This window comes from Stenotrophomonas sp. G4, from assembly GCF_003428825.1.
In the GTDB taxonomy this organism is placed as follows: domain Bacteria; phylum Pseudomonadota; class Gammaproteobacteria; order Xanthomonadales; family Xanthomonadaceae; genus Stenotrophomonas; species Stenotrophomonas indicatrix.
In genome coordinates, this window is the sequence record NZ_CP031741.1 from 3,506,275 (window position 1) to 3,529,904 (window position 23,630).

Below are 23,630 nucleotides of genomic sequence, written 5' to 3' on the forward strand. Positions count from 1 at the left end.
CTCACTCGGTCCGGCTATTGATCGCTGTATCCAATTGGAATGGAGAATCAGGATGAGTTCTATGGCATTGGATGTCGCAGGCTTTGAAGCTGGGATGCTGCAGAGGGCCGAAGACGCAACGTCGATTGGCACCGCATTTGAAGTGGTTAGGAATGGTGCGGTAGCACTGTTCTGCTCGGACTGTTGCGGCAGCAACGGCAATGACTGCGTGCCGGAAATCGAGCCGGGCATCAACTGACGCAGATCGAGGGCGAAGGCGGTTGCCTTCGCCCTCGTCATTATCGAGAGCACATTCCATGGATGGATTCAACGCACCGGAGGAGTTCGAGCGGAGCCTCCATGCCTATACAGGCAGCGACCACGCTGGCACCAACGCTCTTGCGCTGGTCCTGCCATCTACGCGCGCAGTCTTGACCAGAAGCAGACAGCTCGCAGATGCAGGGCGCCTACGCGTCGTGTGCAACGAGAACAGCCTTGGGTTGAGCGCAAGCGGCATGGTGCGGCTGGCGCAGTCCGGTCAGCGACCAGCACTCGTCATTTTCTCGGACCAGCTTGTCTCAGCACACGAAGCAACCCTGCTGATTCGGACCGCGCGCGATGACATCTACGTTTCGCCGCTCGAAATGATCCTCAATCAACGCTACGGCTACGCACTGTCGTTCTGGGGCATACAGGGCTATTCCACGATCGAGGCCCGTTCTGCCGACAGCAGCGCGATCCTGCACGGGATCATCGACCATCTTCACCAGTGCAGCAGCCTGGGGGATCAATGGTTGCTGCGCGAACAACAGTCACTGCGCAGGCCGGCGATCAGGACATACAACGCGCGCAGAAAGATCAGGATGTTCCGATCCGCACTGCTGGCACAGTACCAACCCGACAGTATCGATGCCGAACTCGACGCCTTGATGGAAGCGATCGATACGCTTGAAGGCGATGTCGTTGATCGACAGGGAAGGCTTGCATGCTGATTCCGCAATTGTTGACTCAACTTGCCCGTCCCTTGCGCCGCCTTGATCGGCGGATTGCCTGGATCGAGTCGATCATCAAGACCCCTCTGACCGACGACGACGAGCACTACCTGCGTGTTGCCTGCGCCGAATCGGGAAACACGAGATTTGGCGAATACTACTACTGGTACCTGCAGAAGCTGTTCGTTGCCAATGTTCTGCGGCGTGGGAACCGGACCGAGTTCCTGTCCCTGCTCAGTCGCGCCGACCGAACGGACTACAGCGCATTCGATGAACTGGCACGCACGCCGCGCGGGCTTCTGATCGCAGTGCCGCACCATGCCCACTACATTCTGTCGATCATCATGCTGGCGGAGCGTTTACGGCACGAGCGGAAAACCTTCCTGTTCTATGGAAACCCGGAAACCCATCCAGGCAACGAAATCTTCGACAGGCTCAACGGCTGGTTCTGGAACGAGGACAACGGTGTTGGTTTCGTCCATGACACCCGCAAAGGCCTGGCAACAGCCATGCGTGAACTGAGGGCAGGCGCAGCCGTCTTCATCCTGCCGGACGTTTTCAAGGACGAGAACGCCACATTCCCCATCAACTTCTGCAAGCGCTCGATGAGCATCATGCTCGGCACCGCCGCATTGTCCCGCAGAACCGATGCGCTGATCGTCCCGATGATCTCCACCCCCGTCACGTCGGGCCTGGGCTTCAGGAGCGTTTTCGCACCGCCGTGCGCTGACCCGGAACCTGCAGCACAGGGCCAGTCCGAACGCAGTCTGCTTGCAGACGATTACCGCGTCATGCGCGGGCTCTTCGCTTTCTATGAACACTACATGCAGCACCAGCTGATCTACTGGCAGAACGTACGTCAACACATCGCCCAGAACGGCCCTCACCTCGAGGTGCCGAGGTCCGATGTGGCGCGCGTGGCCGGGCTGCTGGCCCGCGACCCCGACATGCTCGCCCCTACCGCAGTAATTGACCTGAGAAGAGACGCAACGGCACCCACATGCTGAGACAGAAATCACGTCTTGTGCTCCTCATTGCATTGGCGCTTCCCGCGGCGGGCATCAACTGCGCCGCCGCAGCAGATGCCACCGAGCCTCCATTGCGCACCCTTGATACCGTCGTGGTGTCCGGGGTTGCACCGGGTCCCGGACTCTGGAGAGTCTCACGTGGCGAGCACACACTCTGGATCCTGGGCACGCTCAAGCCCGTGCCATCCTCGATCACATGGGATTCGGCAGCGGTGCGAGAGGTGATTGCCGAGGCTCAGGCCGTGCTGTGGGAGCCATCCTTCACCGTAGACGTCGACACCGGCTGGCTCGGCAAGCTGTCGCTTGGCTACAGCTACATGAAGGCACAGAACAATCCTGACAATGGGCAACTCAAAGATGTCCTGGCACCGGATGTATACGCGCGCTGGCAGAATCTGCGCGACAAGTACCTCGCTGGCCACAGCAACCTCGAAGGCAAGCGCCCGCTTGCGGCCGCGGAGGAGCTGATGTCGGCGGTGATGGCCCAGCGTGGGCTGAGCAGCAAGGGGGTGGTCGCTCCCGTCATCGTCGCCGAAGTGAAGGCGCGCGGCATCGGACTGCACACACCTCGATATATGCTCAAGCTCTCGCGTCAGAACGCCGCGCAGATGCTCAAGGCAGTCAGGTCGACGTCGATCGACGACAGCGCCTGCATGGTGGCAACCATGGATCTTGTCGAATCCGGCATGGATCGCCTGGTAACCAACGCAAATGCATGGTCTACGGGCGAGACCGCCCGGATCGACGTATCCCTGACCTCGAAACGGGATGCACTATGCACGGACTCGCTCAGCAACGCGCCCGCAGCCCGTGCTTTTGGCATGCCCGACATCCGCACGGTCGTAAGGGAGAAATGGCTTGCGGCCGCAGACAATGCACTGCAGACCAACACGACGACGCTCGCGGTGCTTCCCATCGCCGACCTGTCCGGCAACGACGGATACATCAATGCGCTGCGCCAGCGCGGATACGAGGTCGAGTCACCTTGAACGCCCTCCCACAGTGACCGACCGATGTCGCCTCGAGTGGAACGACTAGCGGCGCTTTTCCTGGCATCGGCAGCGCAACTGGCCTTGCTGATCCTGCTGTGCCAGGTCGCCGGCAAGACACCTGGGAACGTCGGGGATGATGAAACGAGGGCATCGCTCGTGTTCATCGAGCGCCCTCTCGCGCGGGCGCCTGTTCCCGCTGCCATGCCCCGGGCATTGGGAGGGCCCGGCAGGACTGCTGGCCCGGCGCTGCCTGTTGCACCTGCGGCGCCCCGCAGGCCCACGCTGGACGTGGTCGATGAAGTACATGGACCTGCGATGGCTGTTGCCCCCGCACCGCTCGACCTTGCCATTCGTCCAGATGATATCTCGTTCAAGCGCCCCTCCCTGACAAGACCGACCCAGGCCGCCTTTCCGGCGCGCGAGCCCACATTGCAGGTGAGCGTCGAAGACAACTCATGGATGGGAAGGTATGCACGCATGGGGCGGAGGATGGCGTGCGCAGAACTGCGGCAGGCGCTTGCATCAAACCCCGGCAGTGCCGAGGCCATCATCAGGACGATGGAGCAGCGCAAGTGCATGAACTAGCCATCGCCATGGTGCTTCGTCCAGCAACTGGAACTGACAGGAGCGAAGGGTGTGAATAAAGCCCTCGAGAAGGCCATGCCGGTGGCACGCACCCTCCGGCTGCTGGCGAGTCTTTCGCGCAACCACCTGCCACTTCTGGCGGGTGCATTGACCAGCATCGTGGTTGCAACCACGTTCGCCCTCGCCGTTCCCATCGCCGCACGGGGCAACCGCGGCCTGGACCTGAACAGCCTGGAGAAGATCGACAACATCTTCCTGACACTTGCCTTGATCTCAGTGGCGATCGGCGTGGCCACGGCAATGCGGGTCTACTTCATCAATCGCCTCGCTGATGAAGTAACCAATGACCTGCGGGGGCAGCTGTTCTCACGATTGCTCGTCCAGCCGCTGGAATTCCATCAGCAGCAGCCTTCAACGGAACTGCTTTCACGATTGACCTCCGATATCGAGCACCTGCGGATAGCCATCGGGGTCAGCTTCTCTGTGGCGATACGCAGCGGAATCATGCTGGCCGGTGCGGTCACCATGTTGTTCATTACCGACCCTGGCCTGGCACTGCTGACGATCGCCGCCATCCCGTTTGCATCGGCTCCCATCGCCGCGGGCTCCAAGCACCTGCGGGCCAGCGCGCGCGACTACAATGATCTGCTTGCACAATCGCGCGTCGTTGCGGCGGAAGCGCTGGGCCATATCAGGGCGGTGAAAGATTTCGCCCGCGAACCCTTCGAGACAGAGCGGCATGCGGCGACGCTCGATGCCAGCGTCAGCGGCGCTCGTCGGCGCACGACCTGGCAGTCTGTACTGACGGCATCGTCATTGATCGTGATGCTGCTGGGCATCACCGCTGTGTTATGGACAGGCACCCACAAGGTCATGGACCGGACGCTCTCGGCGGGCCAGCTGGGACAGTTCGCCATGTACGCCGTGATGTGCGGCATGGCCGCCGCCGCGCTCCTGGACACATGGGGGGCGCTGCAGCGCTCCGCCGGAGCGACTGATCGCATCACCGCATTTGGTGACCTGCCACACCATGAGGCGCAGGAAACCAGGCTGGTGCAGGCTCTGCAGGGATGCATCCGATTCGAGAATGTCGATTTCTGGTATGCCGCTGCGCCCGACAGGCCCGTTCTGCGACGCTTGAACCTGGACATTGCGAAGGGGGAAAAGGTCGCCATCGTGGGCGCATCCGGCGCGGGCAAGAGTACGCTGCTGTCGCTGCTTCTGCGCCTGCATCCCGTGCGCGCCGGCGCCATCTTCATCGACGGCCACGATATCTCCACGTTCCAGCCTGCAAGCATCCGCAACGCTATCGGCACGATCTCGCAGGCGCCGGCAATTTTCGGCCGATCCGTGCTTGAGAACATCCGATACGGCAAGCTCGACGCTACCGACGAGGATGTCAGGAACGCAGCAGTGTCTTCAGGCGCAGATGCTTTCATCAATGAGTTGCCCGCAGGTTACGATGAGCCCTTGGGCGAACGCGGGGCCCGATTGTCAGGCGGCCAGCAGCAACGGGTAGCCATTGCGCGCGCACTGTTGAAGCGAGCCGATATCCTGCTGCTCGACGAGCCGACATCGGCGCTCGATTCGCACGCCGAACAGGCGGTACATGACCATGTTTTCGGAACGGGCACGGGTCCGACCACGCTCATCGTCGCACACCGGTTGCAGACCATTCTTGCCGCCGATCGAATCGTACTCATCGATGAAGGTGCGGTCGCCGCCACCGGGTCGCACGAAGAACTACTGATCCGCAGCGCTCGATACCGCGACCTGATCAGGCCGCAGATGCAGGCCACGGTCGGATAATGTCCACCGTAGTGGACCACCCGCAGAACAGGAAAGGCCGCCCGGAGGCGGCCTTTCTGTTTGAAGCAAGTCGAGCATGGCTCGACTCTACACAAGCGGCCTTATTTGACCAGCTTGGCGATGGCAGCGCCCAGGTCGCCCGGCGAACGCACGGTGACGACGCCAGCAGCTTCCATGGCAGCAAACTTGCCTTCGGCAGTGCCCTTGCCGCCCGATGCGATCGCACCGGCGTGGCCCATGCGCTTGCCGGCCGGAGCCGAAGCACCCGCGATGAAACCGACGACCGGCTTCTTCACGTGGTTCTTGATGTACTCGGCACCGGCTTCTTCAGCGTCGCCGCCGATTTCGCCGACCATGATGATGCCTTCGGTCTGCGGGTCTTCGTTGAACAGCTTCAGGCAGTCGACGAAGTTCAGGCCGTTGATCGGGTCACCACCGATGCCGATGCAGGTGGACTGGCCCAGGCCGACTTCGGTGGTCTGCTTGACCGCTTCATAGGTCAGGGTGCCCGAACGCGACACGATGCCGATCTTGCCCGGCTTGTGGATGTGGCCCGGCATGATGCCGATCTTGCACTCACCCGGGGTGATGACGCCCGGGCAGTTCGGCCCGATCAGCACGGTGTCCGGATGCGAACGGGTCAGCACGTTCTTGACGCGCAGCATGTCCAGCACCGGGATGCCTTCGGTGATGCAGACGATGACCTTGATGCCGGCAGCAGCGGCTTCCAGGATCGCGTCAGCCGCGTACGGCGGCGGCACGTAGATGACCGAAGCGTTGGCGCCGGTGCTCTGCACGGCGTCGGCAACGGTGTTGAAGACCGGCAGGTCGATATGGGTGGTGCCACCCTTGCCCGGGGTCACGCCGCCAACAACCTGGGTGCCGTACTCGATCATCTGAGTGGCGTGGAAGGTGCCCTGCTGGCCGGTGAAGCCCTGCACGATCACCTTGGTGTTCTTGTTGATCAAAACTGACATTGGATTTCCTTCGGTGTCGGATCAGGCGGCGTTCTTGACAGCTTCGACGACCTTCTTGGCACCGTCGTTGATGTTGTCGGCCGGGATGATGGCCATGCCGCTGTCACGCAGCAGCTGCTTGCCTTCTTCCACGTTGGTGCCTTCCAGGCGCACCACGACCGGAACCTTGACGCCCACTTCCTTCACGGCGGCGATGATGCCTTCGGCAATCATGTCGCAGCGGACGATGCCGCCGAAGATGTTGACGAAGATGCCTTCGACCTTGTCCGAGGACAGGATCAGCTTGAACGCTTCGATGACGCGCTGCTTGTTGGCGCCGCCGCCCACGTCCAGGAAGTTCGCCGGCTCGCCGCCGTTGAGCTTGATGACGTCCATGGTGGCCATGGCCAGGCCTGCGCCGTTGACCATGCAGCCGATGTTGCCGTCCATGGTGACGTAGTTGATGTCCAGCTCCGAAGCGATCACTTCGGTCGGATCTTCCTGGGTCTTGTCGCGCATGGCGACCAGGGCCTTCTGGCGGAACGCGGCGTTGTCGTCGCTGTCGAACTTGCCGTCCAGCGCGTACAGGTTGCCGTCGTCCAGGATGGCCAGCGGGTTGATTTCAACCAGCGCCAGGTCCTTTTCGTTGAACAGGCGGTACAGGTTCACCATGATGTTGGCGAACTGGCCGGCCTGCTTGGCGGTCAGGCCCAGCTTGAAGCCGAAATCACGACCGTGGTAACCCTGCACGCCTTCGACGAAGTCGACGTTCAGCGAGTGGATCAGCTCCGGGGTTTCAGCGGCGACCTGCTCGATCTCCACGCCGCCTTCCGAAGAAGCGATGTAGGTGATGGTCTTGGTGCCACGGTCAACCAGCACCGACAGGTACAGTTCCTTGACGATCTCGCCAGCGGTGGTCACCAGCACCAGGTTGACCGGCAGTTCAACGCCAGCGGTCTGGTAGGTGGCCATCTTGGTGCCGAGCATCTTGGCCGCAGCGGCCTTCACGTCGTCGGTGGTCTTGCAGAACTTGACGCCGCCAGCCTTGCCGCGGCCGCCAGCGTGGATCTGCGCCTTGACCATCCAGGGGCCCTGGCCCAGGGAGTTGGCAGCGGCAACAGCTTCGTCCGGGGTCGCAGCGACCTTGCCGGCCGGGACCGGGATGCCGTACTCGGCAAGCAGTTGTTTTGACTGGTATTCGTGGAAATTCATGCGTCACCGTGGGAATAGGAACGACCGCACGCAATTCCTCAGGGCCCCGGCGGGGCGCCGGCATGGACCGCGGCGGGCCCACTATTGTGGCCGAGCCGGCGCCGGGGCGCAAAGACGTATGGACAAAAGGCCCGAACCGGCCAGATTTCCATGGTCATTCAGGCAGTTGCGGCACGGCCTGGATCAGGCACTGCCCCCCCGCCCGGGCCGATTGCGCAGCCCAGCCCGGCACAGGCGCCCTATACTGGCCCCGTAGATTCGACCCACGGTGCCGGCAACCGGGCAGCGAGCAGGTCCGACGATCGGGGGACGTCGGGCAGGTTCGGCCCAGCGCCGTCATGACCCAGTTCCAGGCAGCCAGAAGGGGAGTTCCGGCGTGTCACCCAGTGCTTCATTGATCGACCGCATCGAATCGATACCGCGGCGCGAGCTGTATTTCTTCGCCCTGTACCGGGTGCTGATCGCCTCGGTCATCGCCGCCCTGCTGTACAGCCCGTTGTCGGCCATGGTCGGCGAAGCCCACCACCCACGCCTGGCCTATACGGTCGGCGCCGCCTATCTGCTGCTGTCCTTGTTGTGGCTGGCAATCGGCCGCAACGAACGCTGGCTGCGGCCGATCGTGGTTGGCGGCGTGCTGCTGGACATCGTCGCCGCCAGCCTGCTGGCGCACGCCCTGCCGGGCGCCAGCGCCGGCATCTCGATGTCGCTGCTGTTCAACATCGCCGCCGCCGCCACCCTGCTACCGCTCAGCTGGGGCCTGGTGCTGGCGCTGGCCGCCAGCGTCGCCACCGCCGCCGAATACCTGTGGAAGGTACTGGAAGGCGGCGACCCCACCCGCACCCTGGCCGAACTGGCGATGTTCACCACCAGCTACCTGGCCCTGGCCTTCATCAGCTACCAGGTCGGCAACCGTGCACGCCGCAACCAGCAGCTGGCCAACCAGCGTGGCGACGAAGTGGCCAACCTGTTCCAGATCAACGAACTGATCATCCGCCGCATGCGTACCGGCGTGGTGGTGGTGGACGCCGACAACCGCATCACCCTGGCCAACGAAGCTGCCTCGGTCCTGCTGGGCGACCGCGACGGCAACAGTGATTCGGGCCGCCTCGACCTGGCCAGTGTCGCCCCCGAACTTGCCCGGCGCCTGCAACGCTGGCGCAACGGCTGGGCACAGGATGAAATGCCGCTGCAGCTCAACCCCGACCAGCCGGAAGTGCAGCCACGCTTCGCCCGCCTGCTGGCCGGCAGCGACCTGGTGCTGGTGTTCCTTGACGACTCCAGCGTGGTCTCGCGCCGCGCCGAATCGCTCACCCTGTCGGCGATGGGGCGCTTCTCGGCCAGCCTCGCGCACGAGATCCGCAACCCGCTGGCGGCCATCAACTACGCCGTGCAGCTGCTGGAGGAAGGCACCGGCTTCAACGAAAGCGACCGCCGCCTGCTGCAGATCATCCACCAGCAGTGCCAGCGCACCAACGGCATCGTTGAAAGCGTGCTGGGCCTGGCCCGGCGCGAACGCGCCAACCCGGAGAACGTCGACCTGGCCGCCTTCGTGCGTCGCTTCGTGCTGGAGTACAAGCAGGGGCAGACGCTGGAAACCGACAGCATCGAACCGATCATCAACGACACCTCGGTACCGGCCCAGGTCGACCCGCGCCACCTGTACCAGGTGCTGACCGTGCTTGTGCACAACGCCCTCAAGTACGGCCGCATCGGCGAGCAGCCCGCGCGCGTGCGGCTGCGCGTGGCGCAGCACGAGCGCAGTGCGGTGATCGACGTGATGGACCGTGGCCCGGGCATCCCGGAGACCGTCGCCGCGCAGCTGTTCCGCCCCTTCTTCACCACCTCCGAGCACGGCACCGGCCTGGGCCTGTATATCGCCCGCGAGCTGTGCCGGGCCAACCAGGCGCGGCTGGACTACATCCCCGTCCCCGCCGGCGGCTCCTGCTTCCGCCTGGTACTGCCCGGGCCGCACACCCTGCTTCCGCGCTGATTCCGTGCGTCAAACATTTGTCGCCTTCCACACCCTCGGCTATCTTTCCCACCCATGAACGAAACCCGCAGCGCCCTCGTCGTCGACGACGAACGCGATATCCGCGAACTGCTGGTGTTGACCCTCGGCCGCATGGGCCTGCGCATCAGCACCGCCGCCAACCTCGCCGAAGCCCGCGAACTGCTGGCCAGCAATCCCTATGACCTGTGCATCACCGACATGCGCCTGCCCGACGGCAACGGCATCGAACTGGTCAGCGAGATCGCCCAGCACTACCCGCGCACGCCGGTGGCGATGATCACCGCCTTCGGCAGCATGGACCTGGCCGTGGAAGCACTGAAAGCCGGTGCTTTCGATTTCGTCAGCAAGCCGGTGGACATCACCGTGCTGCGCGGCCTGGTCAAGCATGCGCTGGAACTCAACAACAGCGAACGCCCCGTTGCCGGCCCCGCCGCCGAACAGGCCGCACGCCTGCTGGGCGAATCGCCGGCGATGGACGTGCTGCGCGCCACCATCGGCAAGGTTGCGCGCAGCCAGGCGCCGGTCTACATCCTGGGCGAATCCGGGGTGGGCAAGGAACTGGTTGCACGCACCATCCACGCCCAGGGTGCACGCGCCGCTGGGCCGTTCGTGCCGGTCAACTGTGGCGCCATTCCCACCGAGTTGATGGAGAGCGAGTTCTTCGGCCATCGCAAGGGCAGCTTCACCGGCGCCCATGCCGACAAGCCGGGACTGTTCCAGGCCGCACACGGCGGCACCCTGTTCCTGGATGAAGTGGCCGAGCTGCCGCTGCAGATGCAGGTGAAGCTGCTGCGTGCGATCCAGGAAAAATCGGTGCGCGCCGTCGGCGCCCCCAGCGAAGAACCGGTGGACGTGCGCATCCTCTCGGCCACCCACAAGGATCTGGCCGAGCTGGTCGAAGACGGGCGTTTCCGCCACGACCTCTACTACCGCATCAACGTCATCGAACTGCGCGTACCACCGCTGCGCGAGCGTCGCCAGGACCTGCCCGCACTGGCCGCGTCGATCCTGTCGCGGCTGGCCCGCAGCCACGGCCGCGCCACCCCGCTGCTGGCGCCGTCGGCGCTGGACGCGTTGGCCCAGTACGGCTTCCCCGGCAACGTGCGCGAGCTGGAGAACATCCTGGAACGTGCGCTGGCGCTGGCCGAGGAAGACCGTATCGGTGCCGACGACCTGCGCCTGCCGCAGCATGCGCCGCGCTCACCGGGCAGCGCCGCCCACGCTGAAGCGGTGGTGGATCTGCATCCGGGCAGTGCCGCCCTGCCCTCGTATATCGAACAGCTTGAGCGCAGCGCCATCCAGCGCGCGCTGGAGGAAAACCGCTGGAACAAGACCCGCACTGCCGCGCAGCTGGGCATCACCTTCCGTGCGCTGCGCTACAAGCTGAAGAAGCTGGGGATGGAATAAGGGCCGAACGGCCCTGGTAGATGCCAACCTTGGTTGGCGTTGCGCCCCCGCGCCATCCACGCATGGCGTGGATCAACCGGCCGTTCTGCGTCGAAATGGTAGTGCCGGCCGCTGGCCGGCAATCTCGTGCACCGCGTATCCACGCATGGCGTGGATCTACTGGTTACCCCATCCACGTATGGCGTGGATCTATGGCATCAATCCTTGGTGACGCGGTTGATCTCGGCCAGGCTGGTCACACCCGCAGCCGCCTTCTTCAACGCCGACTGCCGCAGGTCATTCACACCGATCGCCTGCGCGGCCTCGGCAATCTGCAGCGCGTTGCCGCCCGCCAGCACGATGGTCGCGATCTCGTCGGTCATCGGCATCACCTGGTAGAGGCCGGTACGGCCCTTGTAACCCTCGGTGCACTCATCGCAGCCCACCGCCTCATACAGTTCGATGCCTGCATCCAGCTGCGCCTGGGTGAAGCCCTCGGCCAGCAGCGCATGCTCCGGTAGATTGGCCGGGCGCTTGCAGTTCGAACACAGCCGGCGCGCCAGGCGCTGGGCGATCACCAGCGTCACCGAACTGGTGATGTTGTACGGCGCGATACCCATGTTCATCAGGCGCGCGATGGTCTGCGGCGCGTCGTTGGTGTGCAGCGTGGACAGCACCATGTGACCGGTCTGCGCCGCCTTGATCGCGATCTCCGCCGTTTCCAGGTCGCGGATTTCGCCGACCATGATGATGTCCGGATCCTGTCGCAGGAACGAGCGCAGCGCTGCAGCAAAGGTCATGCCGCGCTTGTTGTTCTGCTGCACCTGGTTGACGCCCGGCAGGCGGATTTCCACCGGATCTTCGGCAGTGGAAATGTTGCGGGTCTCGTCGTTGAGGATGCCCAGCGCGGTATACAGCGACACCGTTTTGCCCGAACCGGTCGGACCGGTCACCAGCACCATGCCGTACGGCTTGTGGATCGCATCCAGGAACAGCTTCTGCTGGTCCGGCTCGTAACCCAGCTTGTCGATGCCCAGCTTGGCCGCGCTGCCATCGAGGATACGCAGCACCACCTTCTCACCGAACAGCGTAGGCAGCGTGCTGACGCGGAAGTCGATCTGCCGGGTCTTGGAAAGATTGAGCTTGATACGCCCATCCTGCGGCACGCGCTTTTCGGCGATATCCAGTTGCGCCATCACCTTCAGGCGCGCGGCGATGCGCTGGTTGAGCTTGTTCGGCGCGCGCGCGACCATCTTCAGCAGGCCGTCGATGCGCAGACGCACGCGGTAGTCGTCTTCGTAGGGCTCGAAATGGATGTCCGAGGCGCCCTTGCGGATCGCATCGACCAGCACCTTGTTGACGAACTTGACCACCGGGGTATCGTCGCCCTTGGCGTCGATGCCACTGTCGGTGTTGCCCATCTCATCGTCGCCACCGCCGATGTCGAGGTTCGCCATGCCCTCGTCATCGCCGCCCAAGGCATCACCAATGGTGTCGTGGCTGGACTGCCACTGCTCGAGGGTGCGACGGATCTGGTCTTCATCGACCAGGATCGGCTCCACCACCAGATTGGTGTGGAACTTGATCTCGTCCAGAGAATGGGTGGGGTTGCTGGTGCCGACGAACAGCTTGCCGCCGCGTTTGAACAGCGGCAACACGTTGTGCTTGCGCAGCAGCTCCTCGCTGACGAGGCTCATCGCGTTCTGGCTGCTGTCGAAGGTAGACACGTCGAACAGCGGCATGCCGAACTCAACCGCGTTGGCGGCCGCCAGCTGCGAAGCCCCGACCACCTTGTTCTGCGCGAACCAGGTTGGCAGCGGCTGGCGCGCGGCAGTGGCCTTGGCCATGGCATCGCGGGCGGCAGCCTCATCCAGCGCGCCGTCCTGGACCAGGCGGCGGGCCAAGCCGGTGATGCCGACGAGGTTAGAAGTAGTGAGTGCGTTCATGCGATTCCTAGACGGCAAAGCGATCAATGCTTGTGCGTGGCTCCTGCGTACAAGCTGCCTGAACAATGAGAACGGGTGACTGAGGGCGCGAACGGTACCACAGACTCTCAGCTACCCACCGATGATCACCGCCTGATTCACTGGTGTTGTTGACGTATTGCCATCATCGCTGAATCACACCGCCGCAAAACTGCTTCAGCTCCCCTGCGGCCTCACAGCCCTCAGCGGCACTCGGCCGGAACCTGGCGCGGTGCTCCGATCTGCAACGAGCATGCCCAAGTGATGGTTGCATGATCGCCCAGCGAAGGCGTCAACAGAAGCACGATGGCGCCAGCACGATCGGTCGTGGTGACCTTCAGCACGCCGCTGCCTTCACATTCAATCGAAGCAATGTTATCGGTTGCACCGCCCATGCCTTCCATATTGTTGCAGGCATTCGCATCCAGTGCGGCAACGGTGGCCACATTTTCGGCGACCAAGGACTTGAAAGAGCCCGCGCCGACGAGCCCCTCAGCGACTCGGGCGCGCACGACATTTTCCTGATAGGCCGGCAGTGCGATCGCAGCCAGAATCGCCATGATCGCAATGACGATCATTAGCTCGATCAGCGTGAAACCCTTCCCCTTGATCATTCCCCTTCCCCCTAAGGACGGTTCTGGCACGCACCCTATACGCCATGTAAAAGAAAGGCCCCATTCCTTGCGGCTAGGGGCCCTTCTTCATTCCGCACGCGCCTCACACGGCGCACAACACACAAGTATTTAGATGCGGCACTCGGCCGGCACATACTTGTTGTTCGCGGCGGAAGCCACTTCGCACTTCCAAGTGATGACATCACCCGGCACGGTGCCTGCTACGAGCGCAGCGCCGCCGCTTTCCGGGGTCAGGGTAAATGCAACGGCCTTGGCGTTGTCCTTCATCGCAACCGAGATCACGCCACTGCCATCATCAACAGCGATCGTATCGACGTTTTTGGTGCCAGCAGTAGCGGCGTCGAAGGTGTAGCCTTGGCCGAGAGTGGCAGAGCCGTTGCTGGCGTTTTCAGCCACGATGGTCTTGGCGGCCGAAGCCAGGGTCAGACCTTCAGACACGCGAGCGCGGACGGTGTAGTCCTGATAAGCCGGCAGCGCGATGGCAGCCAGAATGGCGATGATCGCGACAACGATCATCAGTTCGATAAGGGTGAAGCCCTTCTGGTTCTTCATAGTGATACATCCCCAAGATAGTGGTGGTTGAGTCAGTGCGCAGGATCGATCCGGCCATCGGCCGGCTGAGCGGGTCCTGCACCCTGCGGGTGGATCAACGCAGGTTGCGTGCCAACCCCGGCACGCCTCCCCCTGGATTTCCCCGGGCCCATGATGGCAGCAATTTCTACGATGTGAACCCCCCAGTCATCATTCTGCGACGGACACGGCAATGTGACGCAGTGCGTCACCTTTGGCCGGCCGCCGGCACGAATTCGCATTCCGGCCCGTCCCGGATCTGCCAAGTCGGCGATGAACCCGCTACCATCGGCAGATGCCCGTCTGGGGATGGCGGGCCGGGGAGCCAACATGTCTGTCAGTCGCAGTGCGATCAAGAAAGAGCCAGTGGCGCGTGCCACCATGGAGTTGCAGCCGTTTGTCTGGCAGGGGACCGACAAGCGTGGCGTGAAGATGAAGGGCGAGCAGTTGGCTAAGAATGCCAATTTGGTACGCGCCGAGCTTCGCCGGCAGGGGATCAACCCTGGTCAGGTCAAGCCCAAGCCGAAACCGCTGTTCGGCCAGGCCGGCAAAGCGGTCAGCCCAAAGGACATCGCGTTCTTCAGCCGACAGATGGCCACCATGATGAAGTCCGGCGTGCCGATCGTCTCGGCGCTGGAGATCATTGGCAGCGGGCACAAGAACCCGCGCATGAAGAAGATGGTGGAAGGCATCCGCACCGATATCGAGGGCGGTTCCTCCCTGTACGAGGCGGTCAGCAAGCACCCGGTGCAGTTCGATGAGCTCTACCGCAACCTCGTGCGCGCCGGTGAAGGTGCCGGTGTGCTGGAAACTGTGCTGGACACAGTGGCCACCTACAAGGAAAACATCGAAGGCCTGAAGGGCAAGATCAAGAAGGCCCTGTTCTACCCGGCGATGGTGGTGGTGGTGGCCCTGCTGGTAAGCGCCATCCTGCTGATCTTTGTCGTGCCGCAGTTCGAAGACGTGTTCAAAAGTTTCGGCGCGGAACTGCCGGCCTTTACCCAACTGATCGTCAACCTATCCCGGTTCATGGTGTCGTGGTGGTGGTTAATTGCCATTGTCATGTGTGGCACCGGTGTGGGCTTCGTCATGGCCTACAAGCGATCACTGAAGATGCAGCACACCATGGATCGTCTGATCCTGAAGGTCCCGGTGATCGGACAGATCATGAACAACAGTGCGATCGCCCGCTTTGCCCGCACCACGGCGGTGACCTTCAAGGCCGGCGTCCCCCTTGTGGAAGCCCTCGGCATCGTGGCCGGCGCCACCGGCAACAAGGTCTACGAGGAAGCCGTGCTGCGCATGCGCGATGACGTATCGGTGGGCTACCCGGTCAACATGGCGATGAAACAAACCGCCCTGTTCCCGCACATGGTCATCCAGATGACCGGCATCGGCGAAGAGGCCGGCGCGCTGGATACCATGCTGTTCAAGGTAGCCGAGTACTATGAGCAGGAAGTCAACAATGCAGTGGATGCCCTGAGCAGCCTGCTCGAACCGATGATCATGGTCTTCATCGGCGTAGTCGTAGGCGGTATGGTCATCGGCATGTACCTGCCCATCTTCAAACTCGGCGCCGTCGTCGGCTAAAGGTAACAATGGCATTTCTCGACCAGCATCCCGGCCTTGGCTATCCCGCTGCGGCCGGCCTGGGACTGCTTCTGGGCAGCTTCCTGAACGTCGTCATCCTGCGCCTGCCCAAGCGGCTGGAGTGGCAGTGGAAGCGCGATGCGCGCGAGGTGCTGGAGGAGCCGGACTTCTACGAGCCGCCCCCGCCGGGCATCGTCGTTGAGCCGTCGCACTGCCCGCACTGCAAGCACAAGCTGGCCTGGTACGAGAACATCCCGCTGTTCAGCTGGATGATCCAGGGCGGCAAGTGCCGCCACTGCAAGGCGCCCATCTCCATCCAGTACCCGCTGGTGGAGGCGCTGACCGCGGTGATGGTGCTGGCCTGCGTGTGGCAGTTCGGCTTCGGCTGGCAGGGCTTTGGCGCCATCGTGCTGACCTGCTTCCTGATCGCCCTGTCCGGCATCGACCTGCGCACCCAGCTACTACCGGACCAATTGACCCTGCCGCTGATGTGGCTCGGGTTGATCGGCAGCATCGACAACCTGTACATGCCGGCCAAGCCTGCCCTGCTGGGGGCTCTGCTGGGCTACCTGTCGCTGTGGTCGGTGTGGTGGTTGTTCAAGCAGCTGACCGGCAAGGAAGGCATGGGCCACGGCGACTTCAAGCTGCTGGCCGCGCTGGGGGCCTGGTGCGGGATGAAGGGCATCCTGCCGATCATCCTGATGTCGTCGGTGCTGGGCGCCCTCATCGGTTCGATCTGGCTGTACAGCCGTGGCCGTGACCGGGCGACGCCGATCCCGTTCGGCCCCTATCTGGCACTGGCCGGCTGGCTGTTCTTCATGTGGGGCGAGCCGCTGTTGAACCAGTATCTGGTGATGAGCGGGCTGCGCTGAGGGGAGTCCCCATGAGCCAGTATGTGGTGGGCCTGACCGGCGGCATCGCCTCGGGCAAGAGTGAGGTGACCCGGCGCTTCGAGGCGCTGGGAATTGTCGTGGCCGACGCCGACCTGGCCGCGCGCGCCGTGGTGGCGGTGGGCAGCCCTGCCCTCGCCTTGATTGCAGAGCGCTTCGGTGCAGACATGCTGCTCGCCGATGGCGCCCTGGACCGGGCGCGCCTGCGTGCCCACATCTTTGCCGACCCGGCCGAGCGGACTGCGCTGGAAGCGATCACCCACCCGGCCATCCGCCGGCTGATGCAGCAGCAGTGCGCGCAGGCCGCCAGCCCCTATGCGCTGGCGGCAATCCCGTTGTTGACCGAAGTGGGCGGCCGCCAGGCCTATCCCTGGCTGGACCGAGTGCTGCTGGTGGATGCCCCGGAAGCCGTGCAGCACGCCCGGCTGATGCAGCGCGACGGCATCGACGCCGCGCTGGCCGACCAGATGATCGCCGCCCAGGCCACCCGCGCACAGCGCCTGGCGCTGGCCGATGACGTGGTGGTCAATGATGGGCACCCGGATGAGCTGCAGGCGCAGGTCGAGCGGTTGCACGCGCGGTACCTGGTGTTGGCGGCAGGGTAATCCTGCAGGTCCATCGGTACCGCGCGAACGCGCACCCACGCATGGCGTGGATCTACTCCAGCTGCTGGCGGGCGTAGCGGGCGAGCTCACGGGTGGCGAGCAACAGACCTTCCACCACGTCCGGCGGCAACTGCTGGCCTGCACTGCCCTGCACCCGTGCCGCTTCGGCGGCGTGCAGCATCTGGATCAGCGCATTGAGACCGGCCAGGGTACGGCTGAGGCTGGCCAGGGTTACCACCTGCGAGGGCGTGAGACCGGTGCCCTGCCGGGTCTGGCCATCGGCATTGTCGCGGCCATCCATGCGTGCCATCAGCGCGGGCAGCAGGTCACTGGGTTCGGACAGTACGTCTTCGATGCGTTCGGCAATGTCGGCCGACAACTGATCGGCGGATTCGCCGACCAGGCGGCGCAGGTTCGGATAGGTGGTGCGTGCAGACATGGCAATGCTCCTCGCAGACGGCAAGGCCACCCACGAATGCGGGGTGGCGGACGGTGCGGGTTGGCGTACCGGAGACCCAACAATTCAACAGCAAGGAAAAAGACTCCAGCGGATTCTGGTGAATCCCCACGCACCGCCCGCCGAAGCAAGAGCATGCGGTGCATTTTCCATGATGGCCTGAGCGCATCAGGAGCTGTTGAATTGTCGGGTTTATTCGGGACGCCAATCCCGGCCGGGGCGATGACCCCGACCGTGCCATCTCGCCAGCTGCATGCATTGCGGTCATGAGGCGAAAACGCCATGTGGGCCAACCGTCTGCGGAATCGTGCGGTGTGACACGCGCAGGGCGCGGAGTGCATCACGCAGGTGTCGTACTGGACCAGATACGCCGCACCTTCGCGGAAGCTGCATTGGCGTTGCATGCGACATTTCGCGCCGAGCGGGAGATTTTTGGCAACGGGAGGATTTGTGCCGACCAAGGTCGGCACCCACCAAAGCAGCAGCCAGAATGGGTTACAGCGGCTTCGGCGAGAACGTCAACGTGGCGATCACGCCACGGGCGCCGCCCGGGCGCACGCTCACCTGCCAGCCGTACAGATCGCACAGGCGGCTGACGATCGACAGGCCAATGCCGCCGCCCTGCGAGTGACCGGCATGGGTACCGCGGTAGCCGCGCTGGAACAGCTTGGCGGCATCTTCCTCGCTCAGGCCCGGCCCGCTGTCGGTCACCGACACGGCGTTGGCACCCACATGCACGCGCACCTCGCCATCCTGCGAATACTTCACCGCATTGCCGATCAGGTTGCCCAGCGCCACCGACAGCGCCGCTTCGGGGGCATCGATGACCAGATCGCGTTCACCATCCAGGTGCAGCTCCAGCGGCTTGCCACCCAACTGGGCGCGGTGCGCATCCAGCAGCTGTTCGGCCACCCGGGCCACATTGCTGCTGCCCTGCCCGCGTTCATTGCGCGACAGCAGCAGCAGCGCGCCGATCAGATCGCTGCACTGTTGTTCGGCACGCTGGATGCGCTGCAGGCGCTGCAATACCTTCTCGTCCAGGCCCGGGCGGGTCAGCAGAAGCTCGGTGGCGCCACGGATCACCGCCAACGGCGTTCGCAGCTCGTGGCTCACATCGGCATTGAACTCACGGTCGCGCTGCACCACTTCGGTCAGCCGCGAGGAATAGTCATCCAGCGCCTGTGCCAGCTGCCCCACTTCGTCATCCGGGAAGCGCGGTGCCAACGGCTCGGGCTCACTGGTACCGCCACGGTACGCACGCAGGCGTGCAGCCAGATCCGAGACCGGCTTCATCACCTTGGAGGCCGACCACCAGCCCAGAACCAGCGACAGCAGGCTGAATACCAGCACCGACAGGAACAGCGCGCGGTTGAGCTGCTGCCCACCGCGAACGCTGTCGGTCATGTCGTAGGCCAGGAACGCCCAGGCATCGGGAGTCTTGCGCACGGCCAGCTTGTAGGAATAGCGCTCGCCGCGCTCGTCCACACCGCCCATGTTGTACAGGCCGTCCTTGAACTCGTACCAGTCCGGCTCCTCCTCGCGCAGGGCTTCGAACTTGTCCGGCTTGATCAGGCGCGCGCGCATCTGCTGCACCGGCAGGTCGGGGTTGCGGTCCGGGCTTTCGTAATAACGCCGCACGTACTCGCTGATGTTGCGGTTCATCACGTCTTCCACCAGCTGGTTTTCCACCCGCATGCGGGCCCAGTTGGTGGCGAACGCGAACAGTGTCGTCAGACAGAAGCCCAACAACACGAACGAAACGATGATGCGACTGCGCAGGCGCCGCCGATAAGGCGTGCGCCGGCGTTCCCCCTTGCTTGCCACAGAATCAGGCTTCCGGCGTAGCGATGCGGTATCCGATGCCATGGCGGGTCTGGATCATCGGCACTTCAAAGGGCTTGTCCACCACGGCGCGCAGGCCATGGATGTGCACGCGCAGCGAATCGGAGTCCGGCAACTCTTCGCCCCAGACACGGGTTTCCAGCTCCTGCCGGGTGACCACGGCCGGGGCCGCTTCCATCAGCGCCTGCAGGATCTTCAATGCGGTCGGGTTGAGCTGCAGCAGCTTGCCCTGGCGGCGCACTTCCAGCGTGTCCAGGTTGTATTCCAGGTCACCGGTTTCCAGCACGCGGGTCTGCACGCCCTTGCCGCGACGCGACAGGGCGTTCAGACGCACTTCCACTTCCTGCAGCGCGAACGGCTTGATCAGGTAGTCGTCAGCACCGGAATCGAAGCCGGCCAGCTTGTTGTCCAGCGAATCGCGCGCGGTCAGCATCAGCACCGGAGTCTGCTTGCGCGCTTCATTGCGAAGCTTGCGGCAGACTTCGATGCCGTCCATGCCGGGCAGGTTGAGGTCCAGGACAATCGCGTCGAACTCGTGCACGACAGCCAGATGCAACCCGGTCACTCCGTCGGCAGCGAAGTCCACGGTGTGGCCCCGGTCCTCCAGGTAGTCGCCCAGATTGGCCGCAATGTCGCTGTTGTCTTCGATTACCAGGATTCTCACTGTCACCTCTAATTGACGAATTTACCGACGCGCTGGGCCTGGCCCATGTCGCGCTGCGCCTTGTCCTTCTGCCGAGCACGCTCGGCGACGGTCAAGCACTGCGTGGACGACATGTTGGAACCAATGGCCTTCTCACGTCGGCATATTAGACGACTATCTTCACGCGCCCGTGTCAAAACGGTGTTCACGACCTGCTGATCGTTGAAGACCTCGGTTCGTACCGATTCAGGCATCGCGTCCTTGGTCGGGTACTGCTCGGCGGCGGCGCGGATCCGAACCAGGGTCTCGCGGACCTTGCCGCGCTCTTCCTGACGCAGCTCGGAATAGGTTTCGCCATCGTTGAGCTCGATCTCGATGCGCTCTACCTGCTGCAGCAGCGGCTTGCCCGGCAGGAATACCTCTTCGGCACTCTTGGCCCCTGCCGAGGCAGCGACCAGGGCCAACGCCGAAACCAGAACCACTGATATCACTGGATGCTTCATGACAAACGAATCCCTGTCTGAGGTGAACGCCGACTGTATGCGGATGCCCGCTCTGCCAGCAAGTGCTGGCCGGCAGGGTGCAGGTGGCCCTAAAGCTTGGAGTCCGGGTTCAAGTTGCTGTAGGTGCGCTGGTCGTTGAGCAGGGCCTTGCCCTTCTCTTCGATGCGGCGCCGTTCGGCGACGGTCAGGCAGCGGCTCTTGGGCATGTTGCTGCCCGTGGTGCGCTGGTAGGAGCAGATCTGGCGGCTGTCGTCATGGGCGCGCGTCAGGATGCTGTTGATCCGCTCCTGATCGTTGAATACCTCGTTCTGCACCTGCGGTGGCAGCTCCTGGACGGTCTGCCGGTCGCCCATCCGCTGGGTGATCCGCGCCAATGCCTGCTGGACCTGACTGCGGTCCTCGGCGGAAATTTCGCTGTAGTCGCCCTGCTGCAGGGCTCTTTCGACCTGGCGGACCTGCTCGGCCACCGGGGTCTGGCGGTCCATCTGCACAGCGGCCTTTTCCTGCTTGGCCAGTGCAACGCCAGGCAGGCACAGCAACAGCACGATCATCGTGGTGCGGTACATCGCCAACCTCCCGATCCTTCGGAACGAAGACCCAACTCTACGAGTGTCCCCGCGCGCCCACAAGGGACCCGTGGCAGGGGGCATTGGACATAAAAAAGACCCAGGCGGTGCACCCGCCTGGGCCTGAAGTTGTATCCCGATACCGATCCTGCTGAGAGGCAGAGCTGCGGTTCGTTGAAGGCTACGCCCGGGGCGATTAAAGCGGTGTTAAACCCGCAAACACCGCCTGAATTTAATTTCAAGCCACTGAAATATCAGGATTTTTTTATCTTCTCGACGTGTTCGATGATGCGTGCGGCCACATCCACCCCGCAGGCGGCCTCGATCCCTTCCAGACCCGGGGTTGAGTTCACCTCCAGCACCAGCGGGCCGCGCGCGGAGCGGATCAGGTCCACCCCGCAGACGCCAAGCCCCAGCGCCTTGGCCGAACGCACCGCCAACTGCTGCTCGGCCCGGCTGGCCTTGGACGCCACCGCTGTTCCACCGGCATGCAGGTTCGAACGGAAATCCCCCTCCGGCGCCTGGCGCTGCATCGACGCCACCACCTGGTCGCCGACCACGAAGCAACGCAGGTCGGCGCCCTTGGCCTCGCCGATGAACTCCTGCATCAGGAAGTTGGCATACAGGCCACGCAGGGCTTCAACGATGCCGCGCGAGGCGCTGGCCTTTTCGGTGAGGATTACGCCACGGCCCTGGGTGCCTTCATTGAGCTTCACCACATGCGGCGGTGGGCCGAGCATGGACAACAGGTCGACAGTGTCATCCGGGTTGTCACCAAAGACGGTGACCGGCATGTCGATGCCCTTGGCCGCCAGCAGCTGGTGCGCCCGCAGCTTGTCGCGCGAGCGCAGGATCGCGTCGGAAGGATTGGGCGTGCGTGCGCCCATCAGTTCGAACTGGCGCAGCACGGCGGTGCCATAGCGGGTGACCGAAGCGCCGATGCGCGGGATGACCGCATCCACGCCGGTCATCGGCCGGCCCTTGTAGTGCATGGAAAAGCCGTCCGCGGCGATGCGCATGTAGCAGCGCAGCGGATCCAGGATGCGCACGGTATGGCCGCGCGCGCGCGCGGCCTCGACCAGCCGACGGGTGGAGTACAGCCGGGTGTTGCGGGACAGGATGGCGAGCTTCATCGCAGTGGGATCGGTCGGCAGGCGCGCAGCATAGCGTGGCAGCGTTGCGCCTGGATGATGCTGTGCCACGACCCCGACCACGTGCGCCGCTTCGCCCCGCAGGCCAATGCAGGCCACCTGCAGGGCCGGGCCGCTGAAGGCTTCACGGTTGCCGCTTGCGCAGTACGCCTGCTTCCGGACGAATGATGGATGGCAGCGCTGCGGCTAGAATTGCACCCCGCTCTCTCTCTCCCTGCGGCGTAGCGTGTCGTTGAAAAGCCAGCTGATCGATTGCCTGCCCCAGTGGAAGGCGCTGTCCAGAACCAATGCCAAGCCCCGGCGCTCGCTGCGGCTAGCCGACTGGCAGGCAGACTGGGAAGGGAACCTCGCCCTGCTGTCCCGTCACGCGCGTCGCGATGATCGGCTCGACGTGCTGCAGGCCGACGGCCATCTGGCGCTGGAGCACGCATTGGGGTGGGAGGCGGCCGCACAGGCCGCCAGCAATCTGCTGTTGAAGGGTATCGATCGCGGATTTGATGGGTCGGTACTGCGCCAGATCCATATCGAGGCGGCGGCGCTGTGGCTGGATCATGCGCAGTTGCTGGCAGCGGCCCAACACAATCTGCAACAGCAAGGGCATGCCATTGCCGTGGGTGCTTCACTACAGCCGCGAACGGCGCAGCACTACGAATACGCGCTGCAGCTGCTTGCCCTGGGCCCGGTGCTGGGCACTGAGAACCTGCTGCCCGCGCTGGTGCAAAAAGTGCTCTGCTTCGATACCGACCGCGTACTCGACTACGTCAGCGCCCCCGCTCTGGGCCTGGCCGAGGCCAGCGACGAGATCTTTCACCCTCGGCCATTTGCGAGCCTGTTCACGCCCTTGCGCGAGGGCGAAGCATTCGATCCTTCCCTGCTGGCCGGCTATCTGCAGACGCAGTACCGCGACTTTTTCCAGCTGGCACCGAAGGCGCAGAAGCGGACCCGCCGACTCGTGGGTCCAAACGCCTGGGGCTACTGGGCATTGGAGGTGGCCGCGATGGCGGTCGTTTATGGTGGCGACGACGCGGTGCTGCGCACCTGCCCGCACTACCCATCCGATCTGGTCGACTACGCCCGGCGCTGATGCACGCAATCTGATGCGTTGAACAAGGAACAACCGTCGGCGTACCGAGACCGGAAACATGGAGCGGGCGAAGGGAATCGAACCCTCGTCAGTAGCTTGGGAAGCTACAGCTCTACCATTGAGCTACGCCCGCGTTGCCCGACAAGTCTATGCGGGGCACGTGTTCAAACGCAACGGGCA

23 protein-coding genes and 1 tRNA gene are annotated in these 23,630 nt (G+C 63.7%); 12 read left to right on the forward strand and 12 right to left on the reverse strand.

Going from position 1 to position 23,630, the window contains the following annotated elements; translation table 11 throughout:
* Positions 1-52 precede the first annotated feature (52 nt).
* From D0Y85_RS20640 to D0Y85_RS16135, 6 genes are all read left to right on the forward strand, one after another.
* Positions 53-238, forward strand: coding sequence for a hypothetical protein (locus D0Y85_RS20640; RefSeq protein WP_146268079.1), 186 nt, complete (start codon positions 53-55; stop codon positions 236-238).
* Between the two features lie 58 nt (positions 239-296).
* Entirely contained in the window at positions 297-971 is a 675-nt protein-coding gene (locus D0Y85_RS16115) for a hypothetical protein (protein ID WP_117311226.1), read from the forward strand.
* Positions 965-1,978 (forward strand): hypothetical protein, encoded by a 1,014-nt coding sequence (locus D0Y85_RS16120; RefSeq protein WP_117311229.1) that lies wholly within the window; start codon positions 965-967, stop codon positions 1,976-1,978. Before D0Y85_RS16115 ends, D0Y85_RS16120 begins: the two co-directional genes overlap by 7 nt.
* On the forward strand, positions 1,972-2,988 hold the full coding sequence (locus D0Y85_RS16125; protein WP_117311231.1) for a TraB/GumN family protein: 1,017 nt from the start codon (positions 1,972-1,974) through the stop codon (positions 2,986-2,988). The genes D0Y85_RS16120 and D0Y85_RS16125 overlap by 7 nt, the downstream gene beginning before the upstream one ends.
* A 318-nt stretch (positions 2,989-3,306) precedes the next feature.
* Positions 3,307-3,576 (forward strand): hypothetical protein, encoded by a 270-nt coding sequence (locus D0Y85_RS20645; protein ID WP_049447475.1) that lies wholly within the window; start codon positions 3,307-3,309, stop codon positions 3,574-3,576.
* 51 nt (positions 3,577-3,627) lie between these two features.
* Positions 3,628-5,385 carry an ABC transporter transmembrane domain-containing protein gene (locus D0Y85_RS16135; protein ID WP_117311235.1) on the forward strand — a complete coding sequence of 586 codons (1,758 nt, stop codon included), beginning with the start codon at positions 3,628-3,630 and terminating at the stop codon, positions 5,383-5,385.
* Positions 5,386-5,486: 101 nt separating this feature from the next.
* Here the strand turns inward: D0Y85_RS16135 and sucD are convergent, their stop codons facing one another.
* Positions 5,487-6,362: a succinate--CoA ligase subunit alpha gene (sucD, locus tag D0Y85_RS16140; protein ID WP_017356169.1), complete on the reverse strand. Its 876-nt coding sequence runs from the start codon at positions 6,360-6,362 to the stop codon at positions 5,487-5,489.
* A gap of 21 nt (positions 6,363-6,383) precedes the next feature.
* Positions 6,384-7,553 carry an ADP-forming succinate--CoA ligase subunit beta gene (gene sucC / locus D0Y85_RS16145; RefSeq protein WP_025874298.1) on the reverse strand — a complete coding sequence of 390 codons (1,170 nt, stop codon included), beginning with the start codon at positions 7,551-7,553 and terminating at the stop codon, positions 6,384-6,386.
* A gap of 376 nt (positions 7,554-7,929) precedes the next feature.
* On the opposite strand from sucC, the gene D0Y85_RS16150 reads away from it, so the two are divergent.
* Together D0Y85_RS16150 and D0Y85_RS16155 are read left to right on the forward strand one after the other, a co-directional pair.
* The gene (locus D0Y85_RS16150) at positions 7,930-9,543 is read left to right on the forward strand and encodes an ATP-binding protein (RefSeq protein ID WP_117311237.1); all 1,614 of its coding nucleotides are present in this window, start codon (positions 7,930-7,932) and stop codon (positions 9,541-9,543) included.
* A gap of 54 nt (positions 9,544-9,597) precedes the next feature.
* Positions 9,598-10,971, forward strand: a complete 1,374-nt coding sequence (locus D0Y85_RS16155) for a sigma-54 dependent transcriptional regulator (RefSeq protein WP_117311240.1) — start codon at positions 9,598-9,600, stop codon at positions 10,969-10,971.
* A 197-nt stretch (positions 10,972-11,168) separates the two neighbouring features.
* On the opposite strand, the gene pilB is transcribed toward D0Y85_RS16155, so the two are convergent.
* From pilB to D0Y85_RS16170, 3 genes are all read right to left on the reverse strand, one after another.
* Positions 11,169-12,896, reverse strand: a complete 1,728-nt coding sequence (gene pilB / locus D0Y85_RS16160) for a type IV-A pilus assembly ATPase PilB (RefSeq protein ID WP_117311242.1) — start codon at positions 12,894-12,896, stop codon at positions 11,169-11,171.
* Between the two features lie 221 nt (positions 12,897-13,117).
* Complete coding sequence (locus D0Y85_RS16165) at positions 13,118-13,528, reverse strand: pilin (protein WP_117311244.1); 411 nt, start codon at positions 13,526-13,528, stop codon at positions 13,118-13,120.
* A gap of 129 nt (positions 13,529-13,657) precedes the next feature.
* Positions 13,658-14,101 (reverse strand): pilin, encoded by a 444-nt coding sequence (locus D0Y85_RS16170; protein ID WP_117311246.1) that lies wholly within the window; start codon positions 14,099-14,101, stop codon positions 13,658-13,660.
* Positions 14,102-14,449: 348 nt separating this feature from the next.
* Between D0Y85_RS16170 and D0Y85_RS16175 the strand changes: the two genes are divergently transcribed.
* From D0Y85_RS16175 to coaE, 3 genes are read left to right on the forward strand one after another with little or no spacing between them, the layout of a single operon-like run.
* Complete coding sequence (locus D0Y85_RS16175) at positions 14,450-15,709, forward strand: type II secretion system F family protein (RefSeq protein ID WP_117311249.1); 1,260 nt, start codon at positions 14,450-14,452, stop codon at positions 15,707-15,709.
* An 8-nt stretch (positions 15,710-15,717) separates the two neighbouring features.
* Positions 15,718-16,581, forward strand: coding sequence for an A24 family peptidase (locus D0Y85_RS16180; RefSeq protein ID WP_025874291.1), 864 nt, complete (start codon positions 15,718-15,720; stop codon positions 16,579-16,581).
* 11 nt (positions 16,582-16,592) lie between these two features.
* Positions 16,593-17,204 (forward strand): dephospho-CoA kinase, encoded by a 612-nt coding sequence (gene coaE / locus D0Y85_RS16185; RefSeq protein ID WP_117311250.1) that lies wholly within the window; start codon positions 16,593-16,595, stop codon positions 17,202-17,204.
* 52 nt (positions 17,205-17,256) lie between these two features.
* On the opposite strand, the gene D0Y85_RS16190 is transcribed toward coaE, so the two are convergent.
* The 6 genes from D0Y85_RS16190 to rimK form a co-directional block, all read right to left on the reverse strand.
* Complete coding sequence (locus tag D0Y85_RS16190; protein WP_117311251.1) at positions 17,257-17,643, reverse strand: hypothetical protein; 387 nt, start codon at positions 17,641-17,643, stop codon at positions 17,257-17,259.
* A 513-nt stretch (positions 17,644-18,156) separates the two neighbouring features.
* The gene (locus tag D0Y85_RS16195; RefSeq protein ID WP_032975180.1) at positions 18,157-19,527 is read right to left on the reverse strand and encodes a HAMP domain-containing sensor histidine kinase; all 1,371 of its coding nucleotides are present in this window, start codon (positions 19,525-19,527) and stop codon (positions 18,157-18,159) included.
* The gene (locus D0Y85_RS16200) at positions 19,490-20,167 is read right to left on the reverse strand and encodes a response regulator transcription factor (protein WP_025874286.1); all 678 of its coding nucleotides are present in this window, start codon (positions 20,165-20,167) and stop codon (positions 19,490-19,492) included. The genes D0Y85_RS16195 and D0Y85_RS16200 overlap by 38 nt, the downstream gene beginning before the upstream one ends.
* Positions 20,168-20,175: 8 nt before the next feature.
* A complete protein-coding gene (locus tag D0Y85_RS16205; RefSeq protein WP_117311252.1) occupies positions 20,176-20,649 on the reverse strand; it encodes a hypothetical protein in 474 nt (157 codons plus the stop codon).
* Positions 20,650-20,738: 89 nt separating this feature from the next.
* Positions 20,739-21,215 carry a hypothetical protein gene (locus tag D0Y85_RS16210; protein ID WP_117311253.1) on the reverse strand — a complete coding sequence of 159 codons (477 nt, stop codon included), beginning with the start codon at positions 21,213-21,215 and terminating at the stop codon, positions 20,739-20,741.
* A gap of 254 nt (positions 21,216-21,469) precedes the next feature.
* Positions 21,470-22,348, reverse strand: coding sequence for a 30S ribosomal protein S6--L-glutamate ligase (rimK, locus tag D0Y85_RS16215; RefSeq protein ID WP_117311962.1), 879 nt, complete (start codon positions 22,346-22,348; stop codon positions 21,470-21,472).
* A 250-nt stretch (positions 22,349-22,598) separates the two neighbouring features.
* Between rimK and D0Y85_RS16220 the strand changes: the two genes are divergently transcribed.
* On the forward strand, positions 22,599-23,450 hold the full coding sequence (locus tag D0Y85_RS16220) for a PoNe immunity protein domain-containing protein (protein WP_240329264.1): 852 nt from the start codon (positions 22,599-22,601) through the stop codon (positions 23,448-23,450).
* A 59-nt stretch (positions 23,451-23,509) separates the two neighbouring features.
* Here the strand turns inward: D0Y85_RS16220 and D0Y85_RS16225 are convergent.
* A tRNA-Gly gene (locus tag D0Y85_RS16225) sits at positions 23,510-23,583 on the reverse strand.
* Positions 23,584-23,630 lie beyond the last annotated feature (47 nt).

Excerpts from the sequence above, each read along its gene's own strand:
- D0Y85_RS20640 (WP_146268079.1), top strand. The coding sequence starts at position 53 with ATGAGTTCTATGGCATTGGATGTCGCAGGCTTTGAAGCTGGGATGCTG.
- D0Y85_RS16115 (WP_117311226.1), top strand. The coding sequence starts at position 297 with ATGGATGGATTCAACGCACCGGAGGAGTTCGAGCGGAGCCTCCATGCC.
- D0Y85_RS16120 (WP_117311229.1), top strand. The coding sequence starts at position 965 with ATGCTGATTCCGCAATTGTTGACTCAACTTGCCCGTCCCTTGCGCCGC.
- D0Y85_RS16125 (WP_117311231.1), top strand. The coding sequence starts at position 1,972 with ATGCTGAGACAGAAATCACGTCTTGTGCTCCTCATTGCATTGGCGCTT.
- D0Y85_RS20645 (WP_049447475.1), top strand. The coding sequence starts at position 3,307 with ATGGCTGTTGCCCCCGCACCGCTCGACCTTGCCATTCGTCCAGATGAT.
- sucD (WP_017356169.1), bottom strand. The coding sequence starts at position 6,362 with ATGTCAGTTTTGATCAACAAGAACACCAAGGTGATCGTGCAGGGCTTC.
- sucC (WP_025874298.1), bottom strand. The coding sequence starts at position 7,553 with ATGAATTTCCACGAATACCAGTCAAAACAACTGCTTGCCGAGTACGGC.
- D0Y85_RS16155 (WP_117311240.1), top strand. The coding sequence starts at position 9,598 with ATGAACGAAACCCGCAGCGCCCTCGTCGTCGACGACGAACGCGATATC.
- pilB (WP_117311242.1), bottom strand. The coding sequence starts at position 12,896 with ATGAACGCACTCACTACTTCTAACCTCGTCGGCATCACCGGCTTGGCC.
- D0Y85_RS16165 (WP_117311244.1), bottom strand. The coding sequence starts at position 13,528 with ATGATCAAGGGGAAGGGTTTCACGCTGATCGAGCTAATGATCGTCATT.
- D0Y85_RS16170 (WP_117311246.1), bottom strand. The coding sequence starts at position 14,101 with ATGAAGAACCAGAAGGGCTTCACCCTTATCGAACTGATGATCGTTGTC.
- D0Y85_RS16175 (WP_117311249.1), top strand. The coding sequence starts at position 14,450 with ATGTCTGTCAGTCGCAGTGCGATCAAGAAAGAGCCAGTGGCGCGTGCC.
- D0Y85_RS16180 (WP_025874291.1), top strand. The coding sequence starts at position 15,718 with ATGGCATTTCTCGACCAGCATCCCGGCCTTGGCTATCCCGCTGCGGCC.
- coaE (WP_117311250.1), top strand. The coding sequence starts at position 16,593 with ATGAGCCAGTATGTGGTGGGCCTGACCGGCGGCATCGCCTCGGGCAAG.
- D0Y85_RS16190 (WP_117311251.1), bottom strand. The coding sequence starts at position 17,643 with ATGTCTGCACGCACCACCTATCCGAACCTGCGCCGCCTGGTCGGCGAA.
- D0Y85_RS16195 (WP_032975180.1), bottom strand. The coding sequence starts at position 19,527 with ATGGCATCGGATACCGCATCGCTACGCCGGAAGCCTGATTCTGTGGCA.
- D0Y85_RS16205 (WP_117311252.1), bottom strand. The coding sequence starts at position 20,649 with ATGAAGCATCCAGTGATATCAGTGGTTCTGGTTTCGGCGTTGGCCCTG.
- D0Y85_RS16210 (WP_117311253.1), bottom strand. The coding sequence starts at position 21,215 with ATGTACCGCACCACGATGATCGTGCTGTTGCTGTGCCTGCCTGGCGTT.
- rimK (WP_117311962.1), bottom strand. The coding sequence starts at position 22,348 with ATGAAGCTCGCCATCCTGTCCCGCAACACCCGGCTGTACTCCACCCGT.